The organism is Alistipes sp. AF14-19 (assembly GCF_003461645.1).
GTDB classification, from domain to species: domain Bacteria; phylum Bacteroidota; class Bacteroidia; order Bacteroidales; family Rikenellaceae; genus Alistipes; species Alistipes shahii.
The window spans coordinates 114,878-129,826 of record NZ_QTXM01000007.1 but is presented as its reverse complement, the minus strand read 5'-3'; the positions used below and the strand labels follow the sequence as shown (position 1 = coordinate 129,826).

The following is a 14,949-nucleotide window of genomic DNA, read 5'->3' as shown; positions in this document are numbered from 1 at the left end:
CGCAATCCTCCGTCGGCTTTCGATATCGCCGTTTACATTGAGTTTATGTTTCATGACTATACAAAATAGGTGAAGTTGAGTTCTACATTGACATTGTACATACCGCGCTCGTAAAGCTGTATCCTGCGCGAACCGCCGTAGATGGTGAACGAGGAGCCCCGGTTGTACTTGTGGTCATCGTTCCAGTCAGCGGCGCTGCAGCGCACGCTGTATCTCGGGGGCTGTATCTTGTTCGGGATGACGGCCACGATGCCGCCCCAGTTGCTGCCGTCCCTGCGTGCGGTATTGATATACCCCTGTATGGACACGATATTCCCGATCTGGCGGACAAACAGCCCCTGGGTATCTGTTCCCGAGCCGCTGTTTTCCATCCGTATCCATCCTGTATCCGCCAGCAGGGGCTGGTATTCTTCCGCATAGGCGGCACCGATAGCGCGGCAGGCCTGCCGTTTCGCCTCCGCTGTCGGCAAGGACAGGTCGGAAAGTTTGCCGTCCTTGCGCAGGTAGTCCTTGACGATTTCGTCTTTGGACAGCACGTCCAACTTGTTCCGCAGGAGCTGCCGGGCTTCCATGGGGGATTTTCCTTGCCCGGTCAAAAAGTCGATGTAATCCTGGAACAGGTTTTCAAGCGCGGCGAAGCGGGCGTCCGCCCCGACCTTGGTATACAGGTTCAGGTTGGTAGCGATGGTATCCTTTTCGGAAGCGTTGTAGCCGCCCATCAGCCGTTCCGCCTTTTTCTTGAGTTCCCTGACAACCTGCGAGGTCATCACGTATCCCTCGACCTGCGCGTGCGAAATGCCACCTTCATCTATGTAGGCGAACGAACCGGTCTTGATTTCCAGCAGTTTGTCCCTGAGTTCGGGTGTGAAGACAATGCCCTCGTAAGCGGAGTCAGTCCCGAGCTTGCCGTCCATCATCCGGTCTATCTCGGCCGTGGAATAGACTTCGAGGTTCTTGCGTGCCTTGCCCTTGTCCGGAAGGTCGGACAGGTTCGAGGTCTTGGCCAGTTTCAGCTCCCCGGTACCTTTCTTTTCGGCATCGAGGGTATCCCTGACGGCCGCCTGCCGCTTTGCTTTCAGTTCGGCGGCTTCCTCTGCCGTCAGCCCGCTGATCTCGTCCGCCGTCAGGCGCACCAGCTCCTTCAATCCTTCGGAGATTTCCAGAAATACCTCCCCGGCTTCCGCTTTGGAATAGACATCGATATTCTTCCGGGCGGCAGCCTTGTCCATGACATCGGAAAGGTTCCCGTCGGCGGAGAGTTTCATTTTCAAAGCCGCCGCGACGGTTCCCGATGTGACATAACCTTCGCCGCCCTCCGTCAGTTCTCCGGTAGTGATAGCCGCCAGTTTCTTCCTGTATTCGGTCGTGAAGTCTTCGGTAGAGAGCTGTTTGCCTTCTACCACATCCACTTTCTTTCCCATCGCCTCCGTAAAGGCCCTGACGGTCACATAGGTGTCGGACACGGATTTTCCGTTGATTTTAAGCGTACCGAGCACATCCACCGCTCCCAAAGGGGCAAGCACGATGTCGCCCAGAGCGTTCCTCAGCGCAAAACGGAAACTGTCAGCGGTGTCGAAGCCGACGGTGGCGAGCAGCGCGGCGGCACTGTCGCGCCAGGTAATCAGGTTTGTCAGCCTGGCATTGTCTTTCGTATAGGCGGTATTCTGAATATCGATACCCCGTCCGGTGCTTTGCAGGGAGAGCAGTCCGCCGACCTGCAGGGTGGCGGTACGCCCGATGACTTTCAAAACAGGTGTGGTGCAGGCTTTTCCGTCATGCACGGCAAAGTCACGGTATTTTGTTCCGCCGCCCTCCGTGCCGTGGTAATTGATACGGATACAACCCTCATCCGTCACATCCGAGGTGTTATAGATGTCGTATCCCTTGATGCGGACAGCCCCGATCCGGGCGTTTTCATTCAGCGAAGTACCGCAGGATATGCCGTCTTCCGTAACCCTGGCCAGTTCCTTGCCTTGTTTCATGAAACTGAACGTGCCGTCCGTCCGGATGACAATCTCGTTGACAAGCAGACCGTGCAGGTAGGCACCGATGGCGGCATGGCCGTCCGCCTTGACGATGCCTTTGAGCATGTAGCCGTTCCCGCCGCTGACGGAGACGGCGGTCTTGGAGCTGATTTCTTTCTGCCCGGTGAACGTTCCGGCCAGCACCAGATCCTTCTTGACGGTCTGCCGGGCAAAAGGTGTATCGAGCAGGACAGCATAGCGGCCGAAGAACTTGTCGATGAACCGGGGTGCATAGCTCTCCGTCACCTCGATGGCCGCCGGCAGTTTGTCAGTAACCGGATCGACCGTATCCGGGACAGCCTTGGCTCCGGCACAGAGATAACAGGTACGCCCGCGCTTGTTGACCTCATTGGCGTAGACCACCGATTCATGCCGGTTGATTTCGTATATATAATAGGGATAGACAGCATCGGCGCAGCCGTCGAAACGGCGTACCTTTCCGCCGAGCCAGACATAACCCGGGGAGACGCGGGGACCCTCGATCTCGCATCCGGAGATGATGAAGTCCGAGCAGCCGTCAAAAACGGCACTCATGCTGAGAGCCAGTTCCTGCAAGTTCAGGATATCGTCCGAGTAGGTATACCGTCCGCCGGTTTCCGCAATATATTCTTTCATTGTCCTGTATTCTTATTGGGGGTGTATTCGTCTTCGTCGATCTTGATCAGGTAGGTCTTGCCTGCTGTCTTATAGGTGTTCACCACATAGGAAAGCATATAGACCAGTTCCCGCGGAGGTATGGTGACGGGCGGGACGCAGACCATGAAGCTGACCTTGTTGATCAGCTTCTCTTCCGCCAGCAGGTAGAACGGACGGGGGCGTTCCGCCTCATTGTCCGTTGTAACCTGTTCCCCGTTGTACCATACGGTGAAAGGACGCTGGTATTCCGCCCCTTCGTGGTACAGGTCCACACCGACACTCGTGCTGTCCTTGATGAAGATGCGGTCCTTGCCGTCCTTGATGTATTTACCGAACCGGTAGTTCAGGAACCACTCGAAATAGATGACCTGTGAGGTCATGCGCGCCTCGATGTGCCGTTCCCTCGTGAAACTGCGGAACCACTCGTTGGTGCGTTGCAGCGGGTAGAGGCAGCTCTGCACGAACAGGATGAATTTCCGTCCCGACAGATAGTGCGGGACAAGGCGGTTTACGGTGCGGTCTATGGATAACTTATACCTCATGGTTTTCTATTTTCAGGATGATGGCCTCACGGAAGTTGGGCAGGCCGGCCTCCTCGTCCTTGCCGGATGATTCTTTCAGGTATCCCGATGCGGTATGGGTCATGCGGGCGACACGCTGCGGGGGCCGGATATGGCCGTCGGTATCGTGGCTGGCTATGAAGATTCCCTGTTCGGGTACCGCATTCTCGTCAATATGGACATCGGTCACATGTTCCGCACGACGTACGGCATCCGTCAGACGGGAGACATAGACGGCGGCATCGAAGTCGATTTCCATCATATAGGCGTTCAGCTGCTCCTCGATGGCGTCATATACCTCGGATTCAGGTACGGCCCCGTCATGGAAGACCGTCAGGCGCGGTATCAGCACATCGCCCTTGGTGGAGATGACCTCCACCCGTGTTCCGGCAAACTTCAACTTGCCGATATAGGCATTGATGGGTACCAGGTCTTCAGGCGGTATGGCGGAAAGGTTGCCTTTCGTGCCGGTAGCTACTTTCAGGATCAGCTTGCTGTCCAGGTTCCGGTCATCGGTACTCTCCACATACGATACCTGTGTGATGATGCGTTTGGTTTCGTCGACATTCGGATAGCCGAACGCCAGCCCGTCTTCCCGCACCGTCAGTTCGTCTCCCTGCTGGTACTGCAGCAGGGCGTTGGCATAATAGGCAGGCGTACCGTTGATACGCCCGTTGATGGCTTCGGAAATATCCACCGCGAAGACATCCAGCAGGGTCTCGAAACTGTATATGGCTGCCGCCACTACCCACAGGATGCCGTTCATGACGGACAGTTTGGAGTCGCTGGCAAACTCTGCCAGCTCCAGCCTCTGGTTGCGTTCCGCAACGGCCTCGTTGTATATTTCCTTGATCGTACGGCTCATTCCACTGTATAAGTTTTATTGTCGATGATAAACTCCCAGGCTCCGCCCTCGTTCCAGCTCTCCTCATGCAGGATGACCCATATGGCCTCCATACCCGATATGATACGGTAGCGTCCGGTCGTTTCGTCCCGGTCCGGCTCCCTGTAAGTCCCCGTCGGGGAAACAGGCAGTGTCATCCGGCAGTTACGCCGGTTGCCGTAGCATTCCACGATAGCCATCAGGTATTTGTCCAATACGGTCGGTTTGATTCGCACCTCCGACAGGTCGAGTTCCATCAGACCACGGCATTCGATGAGCGGCAAGAGGTCGGATACCATGCTTCCGGACAGGTCTATCCGGTAAGTGCCCGACAAAATCCGGAAACCGTCCAGTGCAAGCGTGCACCCCCGGAGCGTCAGTTCTTCCACATGCAGCTCACGGAGAAGGATGACGGACGAAGGGGTCATGCCGCTCCAGTCGATATGGCGGAACGAGGCATCGGCAAACCATCGGATTTTGCGCTTGTGGCGCACACGGCTGTCGAACGTATGGTGTAGCGTGTACGGTATATGGCCGAGAATGACGGTTTCCGCTGCACTATCATCGCCCCAGTCGATTTCCAACGTTCCCGTTCCGGAAACCTCGCACTGCACGGACACAAGTGCCGCTGACAACGAAAAAACGGCCGTCTGCGGGCAAGTGAAATGTTTGGGATAGACATGTCGTTCACCGTTGGAGGGTACAATGCCGTGCATCTCGTTATAGGCGACCACATCGGCATTGATGATGAATCCGTCGGTATAGGTCAATTCCTGCCCGGTGCGGAGTTCCGTTTCCAGTGAAAGACCCGGATTGTTGATAAGCAGGTCCACAATCCCTTCGATGCTCCCGTACAGATGCAGGGCGACATCATAGATATTTTGTCCGGTGATGACTCGGTAATTACCCATGGTTGTCCTCCTTCTCCTCGGTTTCCAGCAACAGTTCTCCCGTTGCCGAGTCTATATAGGCGTTCTTGATGACGACCTTGTCCGCACCAAACTCCGCCTGCAGTTTGGCAGCCAGACCGTTGTTCTCCATGTTGGAGTGCAGGAAGTCTATCAGCCCCACACCGGTAGTCGGATGCTGGTAGAGATTGCCGGCCACGGCCTTGAGCAGGAATGTCCCGTTCTGCATCTTGGAGGCTCCGATCCCGAAGTCCGTCTCCTCGCCGCTGTAGACAACCAGGCAGTCTTCCCTGATCAGCAGGTTATAGAGGCCGTCTTCATTCAAGGCATAGAGCGAAGGCAGGGTCACCGCCTGCCTCGTCCCGTCACCATATTCCTGCATGACAGGAAACCAGCATTTGCTGGTGGCTGCGCAACGCACATATTCCACGCCGCCGGACCCGCTTTCCATGGCAATCCGTACCGTCAATAACCGGTTGTCGGGCGTATAGGGAATACGGATATGAATACCTTTTGCATCGCTATACGATGAGAGGAAGTCCGCCGGTACGGTTATCTCCCCGTGGCGGAAGTCCGCATTGTCGGCATCTTCCACGCTGTCAAGCAGGCGGAAGTTATGGAAAGTCTTTCCGGCAACCCGTCCGGACATTTCCACTTCCCCGTATTCGGCATCCATTATGATATCCTCTCTGGCCATGGTGTTGATATAAAAATCCCGGCCGCACCCAAGAGTACGACCGGGGTACTCTTTGTGTAAAGAGTAGCGGCAGACAGAAATTTCGGTTTATGCGTTGGAGATTTCGTTATAAATCGCCTCCACGGTGCCCCACATATCGTCGGGCAGTTCCTCGTCCGAGATCTTCTCGCAGGCGGCTTGCAGGTAGGCCATCTCGTCGGCGGAGAACTCTACCTCCAAGGGATGCTCTTTCTCCACGTCCCACTCGATACGCTTGTCTTCCGCATTTTCACGAAGGTTGATGGCTTTACGTTCCTCGTCACCGATGGCGATTTTACGCAGGATTTCCTTTTTGAGGTTGAATTCCTTAAAGTTGCCACGTGCCGGCAGGAAGGTCGGCAGGTAAAGGCGGTCCTTGACACTCAGTTCCATTATGATTCTTTTTTAGGATTGATACTTTCACGGATATATTGCTGCATCTTGTCGAAATCCCGGAATATGGGACCCAGTTCCCTTCCAGCGGGAAGATTACAGGAGATGTTCCCCTGTTCCATGTAGATAATCCCGACGGGGGGTATGTTCCCTTCCGTATCGGCTTCCTTCTCATTCACGGAAACATGAAGACGGTTCAGCTCGTCATTGACAATAGAATACTCCAATACATAGGAGGCGTTCTCCGTTTTTTCTTCAGCGGTCTTGGTGACAGTGATGTTGGTAATGTTCATACGCTTTGGCTTTTTAATAAGTATAGGGCAAGGCTATGGATTCCGGTTACTAGCTGTTGTAATTTAATGCCTGATAGTGGAATGACGGGTAGTTGCAGCAAAGAAGGGTCAGTGAATCCCCTCTCTCCATACCGTAGTTTGTCGTGCCCCCGTTCTGGTTCCTCACATTCATGATATTCACGTGTCCACCCCAGTTATAACTGTAGAACAACGTGAACACGTAAGCGAAATCCGATGGAAGGCTCGAATACCCGAACATGCTCGCGACTGACGATGCGCTGGGGAGGCTGACATTATAGGTGGCATTGGCATAGATGCAGAAGATGTTGGCGGCGGAGAAGTCAATGGAATACCCGGAGCCCGTAAAATATACGGTCTTCATCTTGATGCCTATGGCGGCAGGACCGACCAATGCCGCGTTGGACCACACACCATAATTCCTGTATCCATTCTTTACCTCGATATACAGCCCGTAGTTGTTCAGGTATGAATTATACTTGTTGTTCACGATTCTGCCGGTGGCGCATGTACCACCTGTGGATGCCGGAAACGTGTTCGCCCCGAAAAGGACATAGGAGGTGGTGTTTCCCACGCGGAACAGGTCATTGTAAATGGCCAGTCCACCCCCGGAACCGCTACCCGAAGCGGTAGAGCCGATACGTCCCTGACCGATGGAAAAGCCCCCGATGGTCCCGGCGTTGGCATTGATCGTTCCGGTCATGGTCACGTTACCGCCGGCGTCCCACTTGATATTCTGGTTGGCAAGATACCCGGAACCGTCAGCTGCAAACGAGATCTTCCCGCATCCGAACGTGGCGGAACCGTCAGTCTTCAGACCCCAGTAATCTTTTCCCGAGGAAGGATTGTCATGATAGATATAGCCGGATGCACTGATGACAATGCGGTGTCCGGAACTTGGGGCGGATGCTGTAAGCGAGCTTGTTCCGATTGCCCACCCGCCGATCTTACCGGCCACGGCCGTGATGCCTGTCCTGTCAAGGGTCACTTTGACAGCGTTGTTCGCATCCCTGACGGAGACACTTCCGTTATAGGAACTTCCGCCAACCACCAACGCACTGTCCACGATTATCTGGTTCGCCTTCACGGTACCGGTGTATACCCCATTAGCGTCAATGGTGGTGGTATATTTTTCCGTCGATGTCAGGTCAAAGACCGTTGCATAGGCCACATACCAGGTCAGCGGGGTGGAAGCCGTTCCCTGTGCCCCGTCGATATAGAAGTAATGGGTGCTGGAGAAATTCGAGGTCCCGCAGACGACCTTGTAGATGTACTCCTTCCAGTCTCCCGTACCGGCCGTGGGGGTGAGCCAGCGACTTGAGCCGCCTGTGCCGATGCTGTTGGTCGCCCAACAGATGTTGCGTCCGGCCGGTATCTTGGCGATGATACGGGCGACCAGTACCTTGCGCGAGCTGCAAGTCGTTCCGAAATAGAATCCCCCGTTGCCGGGGCTGGCCGTACCCTTGGTTTGTATCTTCAGTACGTACTTGCTGTCATTGGGGGCGGCCGTGTCCTGCTCCCGGGTAATCGTCACCATGCCGTTACCGGAATTGTTATAGACGGCAGTGCCGTTGTTCCCTTTCCAGAAAGTGGGGTCACGGTAAAGCATCTTGCCGAACGCCATGGCCGAGGCAAGTTCCTGGGCGGTCGTGATTCCGGTCGTCCATTGGGCAGACACGGAAGAGGCGAAAATAACGGAACCGGAAGCGTTCCATGAGATATTACCTCCCGCAATCTGCCCGCTGCCGTCGTTGTTCAGTTTCCATTTTGTACCGTTCGTGATCGAACCGTCCGAGCCCAACGAGATGTTGTTCTTCCAGATGTGGTTATGGTCGAATGCCCACCCAGCAATGCGGTTATAGACCTCCTTCGCTCCGCTTTTGGTATAATTGGCCGACAGGCAGAAGTATTCCAGATGGTCCCAGGACATCATCTGTATGCCGATGAATCCGGTCTTGACCGTATTCCCGCTTGCCGCAATCTGTCCGAAGACAATATGGCCGGCATTGCTGCTCTGATGCCAGGTCAGCGTAATGCCCAATGGTTTGTACCCTCCCGTGTACCAGTAACCGCTTCCGGCTGATGCCGAGCGGATCTGCAAGGGTATGGCACCGGCTGTTCCGACACTGCCGACGGTGATGTTGTCGCTCCCGATGGTAAAGCCCCCGATTTTCCCCTTGGTGAAGGTACAGCTCAGACCGTTGATATAGGCCGTATTGATGATCGAGGATTTGATACTGGCCGCATCAAGTTTGGAGGCATTGATACTGCCCGCCGCAATACGGTCAGCCGAGAGTGTCCCGGCCTTGATGCTGGATGCGTTGATGCTGACGGCATTGACCTGCGCCGCCGTCAATGTTCCGGTGTAAATTCCCGTAGAGCCGATATAAGTCAACGGATGGGCGGCAAGGGTACTGTCGCTGCCTTGCGCCAATGCGATAAAGCGCCTGCGCCGTATCTCTTCCTCCACGGAAGCGGTCAGCGTACGGGGAGCCGGGGCGTTCGCTTTCGTGGAACCGCTCTGGAAAATCAAATCCGAGTTATAGGCGATTTGGGGAGCCGCCGGTATGGGGGACGGGCTCATGGCACTGCTGACGATCGGTTGGTCGGAATAGATATGGTAGACCGCACCGCCCGTCCCGCCGCCACGCAGGAACACGGCGAACATGCAGTTGTTACCGCACAGGGCGGCCCCGGCAAACATGCGGCAGTACATCTCGGAAAGCTCGTAGATGTCCCAAGAATAGGCGATACCGCCCCAACCGCCGAAATTGGCCTTGACAAGCAGGATCAATCCGCCTTTATGGGTGGAGGTGTTCCAACTGTCAGGAGCCTGCTCGCTATAACCGCGACGGATCAGGATATCCCGCTTGACGGTTTGCTCGCCGCCTTTGAAAATGACAGGATAATACACGTCTTCCTCTCCGTTGATGACAATCTTATGGTAGTAAGGATAGCCGTAATTGGATTTCCGAGCCGCCTCTATGTCGTTTTTCCACAGCAGGGAGACAGCGGGGGAAAACGAGACTTTCCCGGCTGCATCCCACGAAATGTTTCCGGAAGCGATCTGACCGCTGCCGTCATTGTTCAGCTTCCATTTTGTACCGTTCGTTATCGAACCGTCACCGCCCAACACCACGTTGCCTTTCCGGATGGAAGACACATCTATCGTCCACCCGGCGATATTGTTCTGTGAACCGAGACGGGCGATACATGCCCCCGCGCTGTTGGTCGCGTACAGCCCGAAATCACTGTCGCTGCCATAATACAGCTGTACCCGTTGTCCGGCTGTCGCGCTGGAGTTCAATCCATAGACCACCAAGCGCCTGTTCCCGCTGTCAAGCAGGATATGGCTGCCGCTCAATGCCGTCGCTCCGATCATCCAGCCTCCAATCTTGCCCTTGGTGACATTCAGCGTAAGGGCTTCGATGTTGCCTGCCGTAACCAGCGAGGCTTTCACGCTGGCCGTATCCAGTTTGGAGGCATTGATGCTGCCCGCCGCTATACGGTCGGCGGAAATGGTACCGGCAGTAATCTGACCGGCGGTAATGCTCCCGGTATAAATACCTGCCGCGGTGATTTTGGTCAGTTTGGGGTAGGTGTTACCACCCAGAGCGGTGGTTATGGAATCAATCGGGGCTGTCCATTGAAGGGAAACGGAAGCGGCGAAAGTAACATTTCCGGAAGCGTCCCACACGATATTGCCGCCCGCCACCGCACCGGCTCCCGTCGATTCAAGACGCCATTTATAGCCACGGATACCCGTTGATCCGACAGTCATCGATCCGGATGCCGCCGTATAGGTATTGGCAGCATTCTTCTTCGTTCCGCGATAGATGCTGTCACTGTCGATACTCCACCCTCCGATGCTTCCCTTGGTGGTCGTGAGGGTCAGGGCATTGATGTTTCCGGCGGTGATGAGCGAGGCTTTCAGGGAGGCCACGTCGATACGAGAAGCTGAAATCGTGCCCGAGGTGATTTGTGTGGCATCGAGATGCAACGTTTTCACGGTATCGGCGGAGAGTTTTCCGGTAAAGATGCCGTCCTTATCGATATAGGCCGCACCGGCCCAGTTCAGGCTGACATCAGCCCCGAACTCGATTTTGCCGGTGGAAGCGTTGTATTTGATGGACTGGCTGCCGTTGCCTAACTGCACGTTGCCCCCGTTGTCCACGTAGAAGGTCTTGTAACCGTCCTTGAAGCCATAGATGCCGTTGACAGTTTCGACAGTAACCGTTCCGGAAGCTGTCTTTACGGAAAGTGGGAATGAACCGATGGCGATACCGGAAACAGTGCCGTCGCTGTTCTTGATGCCGGTGAACAGTTTCGGGGTAATGACCGTGTTGTTGTTGATAAGTGTCTTGCCCGTGTTCCACTCCTTGACCCAGTCGAGCATGGAGGCATCTGCACCGTCTTTTCCCGGCGTACCGGATTTGGCTTTCGACCAGACAAATGACAGGGTATAGGTAGCTCCGGATATGATGACGGGAATGGAAACCGTACCATGGTCGGCCAGCGTGGCCGTACCCGCCGCAATGTTATAGGTAATGGTCTTGTTGCTGTTGTTGACGGATATGGAAGAGAACCCGGCAGGTTTGACAACCGGTCCGATGGAGAATCCGTAAAAATCGGAATCCCCGAGCGTTACCTGGATGGTGGAAGTGACGGATACGGCGGAGGGTATCTTCCCGTCCGCATCCGCGGGGAAGACATATTCTCCGAGCGACTGGCTGATGGTATAGCCGTCTTTCTGTATGTGGATTGTCGCCTGCCCCCGGGCGACCAGTGTCTTTACCATATATGCTCTTTACGGAAAGTATAGGCCAAAAGAATGGTAGCAGGTTGCCGTCACAAATAAGAATATTGCCATTCAATAAATACGGCGACCGATTCATACCGGTCACCGTCCATTAAAATCAATAACGTTTCTATATTATTTCGATACCTCGCACATGAGTACGCCCTTGCCGGTCACATCCGCTTTCGATACGGTGATGGATTTTCCCGTATAGGTCTTTATGACCGATGTTCCGGCCGAGTTCCACAATTTCCATGTATAAGTATAGGCTGTGCCGTTCGCATCCAGTTCCTCTCCGTTGCGGTACAGTACCGCCTTGGCATCGACATCGTTGCCGTTGTTCTTTATCGTGAACCCTTTCTGGCTGACAAGATCCACCGTGATGGGGTCCGACATGTCCGTGAACGAGATGATATCGCAGACCACCTTGTTTGCCGAACTGTTGCCCGCTGATGTATCCGTATCCTTGATGGCGCATTTGAATGTCTCGAAATTCAGCACGGCATCCGCCGTAATGGTAATCTCGTTCGTGGTCCAGCCTGCCGTCACTCCACGGGGATTGGCGGAAGTCAGGCAGGCCCATCCGGCCCCCAGCATTGCATTGTAATACGGACAGGATACCGGACTGCCAGAAGCGCTGGTTCCCGTGAGTGCCGAAGTCAGCGTTACCACTTTGGTTGAAGCGCTTACTGCCGATATGGTGTACTGCACGGACCCGATAGAGATTTTACCCCCGGCTTCCATATTGGTGACGGAAGCGACGGTAACGGTGGTCGCACCGGTTTTTGCCTCGGCTGTAAGGGTCGTGTTGGCGAATACCGCAGAGTCCTTGATGCCCCAGGCATAGGTCACATTGGTCGTATCGATGGTGGCGCCCCGCCACAGGTCGCAGTGCGCCTTGAGCGTAGCCACTTCATCGTTCTTGAAGACAATGCCGTCGGGGGCATAAGCCACGGCGGCAATCATCGCCCCCGCGTTCAGATGCTGGGTGAACTGTACCTCCGCACGGAAAGGAATCTCCAGCCCGTTGGCATCGATGTAGATTGCCTCGAAAGTATACCGTACCTGCGGGGCGGAAACGGTCATGTGGTTTGCCTTGACGGTCAGGGCGTATTTGGCGGAAGCGGCGCCGATCGTGCAGCTGTCCTGTCCGGAAGTTATGACCGTGCCGTCCTTGTACCATTTGGCGGAACCGCTCTTGACACCGGCTGTCAATGTCGCCGCGTTGCCGACGGATGAGATCTGGTCTACGGCCGCCTTGCCGCTGACAAACAGAGAAGGGGTCAATATCAGGTACGGGGATGCCGCCCACGAGGGGGCATACGCGCCGGTATCCTTGTTGAATACCTGGGTCAGCGGTTGCGAGGAACCGATAAACGCCTGTAAGGAGACAGCATCATTCTGGTCGATGATGGTGACTTGTCCGCGTGCTACTTTGATTGCCATATGCTTATTGTAATGTTGTTGATATATTCACTTCACAGTCGAAAACGGCCTTGCACCACACGTCCCCGCCGGTTATCTCTATCTCCCTGCCGTAACGCGGTGCGGCGTTCCATATCCTGTCACTCTCCGTATCGCGGCTCGTCCGTATCCAGCGGAAATTGCCGTCGGGAATGAGCGATGTAATCTCTTCACCGCCCCTGTACACCCTGGCACGGAGTACCGTCGAGACGATTCCGTTGCGGAATGTCGTGCCGTTTTCAGACTCCACATAAACAGTATAGGAGGGAGATCCGTCGTAAAGTTTGAAAAAGGTATGGGTCGCACTGATTTTTTCATTACGGTATGTTGCCGTGTAGCGGAGGGTCAGCACGTCGCGCCCTTCCCAGCCATGAAACGGGGGTGTCATTTCAAATACGGTGGCATTGCATCCGGCATCTTTCCATATGCCGTCAACGGCAAGGTATTCCCACTGCCGACTTTCCGGCTCGAAATTGTATTCGGTCGCCACAAGCGGGATATTCTCCGGCTCGCATGCGCCTGAAAGCTCGTCCTTGAAATGGAACGCCGTGCCGCCTGTCAGGGAGACGGAACGGGGCTTGAGCAGTTCCTGCGCCTCCTCATCGAGGTCTTCCCAGCGGATGGTCACATCGCGCAGTTCGATGGTATCCTTGCCCCACTTGAACCGTCCCGAGGCGAAATGGCCCGTCCCGTCCGGATGGATGACGAAAGAACCGTCCCGTGAAACGATCGAGCCGTCTTCGTTCAGCCGCAACAGGGGATTCTGTATGGTACCCCCGATACCTCCCTTATTGAACCAGGCACCGTAATCGTCCGTGTAGGACAAGGCTTCATCGGTCGCCTGATAGGGGGTCACGTTCCTTCCGGCCTCCAATTGAGGGGCGGACAACGACAGGGGGACGGAAGCGGCAATGCCGAGACACATGACGGGGGAATCTGACCCGCGTATGAGGAACGGGACATTATAACGGACCCATCCTTTACCGGCAGCCACCGTCCGATCACCGACAAGATGTTCATCCTGATAGAACCGGATGGCTGCCGTATCTTCCGCTTTTATCCAGACTGAGAAACAATAACAGACTCCTGTATGAGCCTCCCGCCAGGCGGCACTTTGCGCACCAAGAAGACTGTCTCCGGCTATCCGTACACACCGCCCGAGTCCGGCGGGAGATGTTTCATCCAGCTCTTCCGAATGGCTGAACCGGCAGGACAGGCTGTCGGGTATGACATTCTTGTGGATTTTGCCCACATAAAACGTGCTTGAAAAACCGTTCTCGTCTCCCGCGGTAAGCGTGCCGGCTATATTGACATTGCGTGTGGCATAGAGATTCTGGAAATAGGCCCCGTAACCATCCAACATGCCGAAGACCGGATCGATGATGCCGCTGACCTTTCCCACACGGGCCTTGCTCGCCTCGCTGAAAGCGGATACGGAGGCAAGACGAACAATGTTCAGGTCGGCGACCTCGCACCAGTCCCACTCGGAGGCCAGGCTTGATGTCAGGTCAAGAAACAGGCTCCGGCTGTACTGTGCCGGGTAATCCACGGTGATGACCCATAACTTGTACTTCCATTCCCGGCCGATGGAGATTTCATCTTCCGCATCCGTCTTTTCACGGTTCGTATAGCCGAATCGGATCGGTACGGAACCTGATGTTTTGGAAGACCTGACCTTGAACGATACCAGCAGGCGCTCCGGGTATCCGACCGGTTCTTCCAATGTCAGCATCAGCCCGAAGGAATCGTTTCCTGCCGGTTCCGCGTTGCGGATAATGCGGACAATGCGTGTCGCTTCCGAATCGGCATCCAGATATTCCGTTTGCAGCATGCTGCCATAAACGGCGTACCTGGACTTGTCCGGCACTCCCGCCATGCCTCCGTCCATGACGGGATAGCACAGGGAGCGTTCGGTCGCCATGCCGTCGATGACATCCATATAGGGTGAATCGCTGTCAGAAGCCGTCAGGTACAAGGCGCCGCTACGTGCCGTATCGAACAGGTTGGTAATCCGCACGAAGTCCAGCAGTTCACCGCCCTGCGGTTCGTCCCCGTCCAGCAATGCCCCGATGAAATAAGGGGCGTCCTTGTCTCCGACAAGCTCCGTTCCGGTTTCTGTCACGCACATCAGCGAATAGACGGTACGCTCCCGTTCGGCATATTGCCTGCGGATGATATCCCCGGCTTGCAGTCCCTGTGTCTTCTGCGAGTCGGGGGCGATACGGATCTTGTATGTCGGATAACGGAATACGGACAT

General features: G+C 55.3%; 10 protein-coding genes. All 10 read right to left on the bottom strand.

What is annotated here, in order from left to right; translation table 11 throughout:
* Nucleotides 1–56: 56 nt before the first annotated feature.
* The 10 genes from DWW03_RS08195 to DWW03_RS08150 all read right to left on the bottom strand — a co-directional run bounded on the left by DWW03_RS08195 (nt 57) and on the right by DWW03_RS08150 (nt 14,949).
* The gene (locus tag DWW03_RS08195; RefSeq protein ID WP_117677914.1) at nt 57–2,639 is read right to left on the bottom strand and encodes a hypothetical protein; all 2,583 of its coding nucleotides are present in this window, start codon (nt 2,637–2,639) and stop codon (nt 57–59) included.
* Nucleotides 2,636–3,202, bottom strand: a complete 567-nt coding sequence (locus tag DWW03_RS08190; RefSeq protein WP_008860779.1) for a hypothetical protein — start codon at nt 3,200–3,202, stop codon at nt 2,636–2,638. The genes DWW03_RS08195 and DWW03_RS08190 overlap by 4 nt, the downstream gene beginning before the upstream one ends.
* The gene (locus tag DWW03_RS08185) at nt 3,192–4,085 is read right to left on the bottom strand and encodes a hypothetical protein (protein WP_117677915.1); all 894 of its coding nucleotides are present in this window, start codon (nt 4,083–4,085) and stop codon (nt 3,192–3,194) included. Before DWW03_RS08185 ends, DWW03_RS08190 begins: the two co-directional genes overlap by 11 nt.
* The gene (locus tag DWW03_RS08180; RefSeq protein ID WP_018665656.1) at nt 4,082–5,014 is read right to left on the bottom strand and encodes a hypothetical protein; all 933 of its coding nucleotides are present in this window, start codon (nt 5,012–5,014) and stop codon (nt 4,082–4,084) included. The genes DWW03_RS08185 and DWW03_RS08180 overlap by 4 nt, the downstream gene beginning before the upstream one ends.
* Complete coding sequence (locus DWW03_RS08175) at nt 5,007–5,687, bottom strand: hypothetical protein (protein ID WP_026314685.1); 681 nt, start codon at nt 5,685–5,687, stop codon at nt 5,007–5,009. The genes DWW03_RS08180 and DWW03_RS08175 overlap by 8 nt, the downstream gene beginning before the upstream one ends.
* Before the next feature lie 108 nt (nt 5,688–5,795).
* Complete coding sequence (locus tag DWW03_RS08170) at nt 5,796–6,119, bottom strand: hypothetical protein (protein WP_018665658.1); 324 nt, start codon at nt 6,117–6,119, stop codon at nt 5,796–5,798.
* Nucleotides 6,119–6,412 (bottom strand): hypothetical protein, encoded by a 294-nt coding sequence (locus tag DWW03_RS08165; protein ID WP_018665659.1) that lies wholly within the window; start codon nt 6,410–6,412, stop codon nt 6,119–6,121. Before DWW03_RS08165 ends, DWW03_RS08170 begins: the two co-directional genes overlap by 1 nt.
* A 49-nt stretch (nt 6,413–6,461) precedes the next feature.
* Nucleotides 6,462–11,228: a hypothetical protein gene (locus DWW03_RS08160; RefSeq protein WP_117677916.1), complete on the bottom strand. Its 4,767-nt coding sequence runs from the start codon at nt 11,226–11,228 to the stop codon at nt 6,462–6,464.
* Between the two features lie 135 nt (nt 11,229–11,363).
* Nucleotides 11,364–12,674 (bottom strand): hypothetical protein, encoded by a 1,311-nt coding sequence (locus DWW03_RS08155; protein ID WP_018665661.1) that lies wholly within the window; start codon nt 12,672–12,674, stop codon nt 11,364–11,366.
* A 4-nt stretch (nt 12,675–12,678) separates the two neighbouring features.
* On the bottom strand, nt 12,679–14,949 hold the full coding sequence (locus DWW03_RS08150) for a hypothetical protein (protein ID WP_117677917.1): 2,271 nt from the start codon (nt 14,947–14,949) through the stop codon (nt 12,679–12,681).

Coding starts and splice junctions, on each gene's coding strand:
- DWW03_RS08195 (WP_117677914.1), bottom strand. CDS start 2,639: ATGAAAGAATATATTGCGGAAACCGGCGGACGGTATACCTACTCGGAC.
- DWW03_RS08190 (WP_008860779.1), bottom strand. CDS start 3,202: ATGAGGTATAAGTTATCCATAGACCGCACCGTAAACCGCCTTGTCCCG.
- DWW03_RS08185 (WP_117677915.1), bottom strand. CDS start 4,085: ATGAGCCGTACGATCAAGGAAATATACAACGAGGCCGTTGCGGAACGC.
- DWW03_RS08180 (WP_018665656.1), bottom strand. CDS start 5,014: ATGGGTAATTACCGAGTCATCACCGGACAAAATATCTATGATGTCGCC.
- DWW03_RS08175 (WP_026314685.1), bottom strand. CDS start 5,687: ATGGATGCCGAATACGGGGAAGTGGAAATGTCCGGACGGGTTGCCGGA.
- DWW03_RS08170 (WP_018665658.1), bottom strand. CDS start 6,119: ATGGAACTGAGTGTCAAGGACCGCCTTTACCTGCCGACCTTCCTGCCG.
- DWW03_RS08165 (WP_018665659.1), bottom strand. CDS start 6,412: ATGAACATTACCAACATCACTGTCACCAAGACCGCTGAAGAAAAAACG.
- DWW03_RS08160 (WP_117677916.1), bottom strand. CDS start 11,228: ATGGTAAAGACACTGGTCGCCCGGGGGCAGGCGACAATCCACATACAG.
- DWW03_RS08155 (WP_018665661.1), bottom strand. CDS start 12,674: ATGGCAATCAAAGTAGCACGCGGACAAGTCACCATCATCGACCAGAAT.
- DWW03_RS08150 (WP_117677917.1), bottom strand. CDS start 14,949: ATGTCCGTATTCCGTTATCCGACATACAAGATCCGTATCGCCCCCGAC.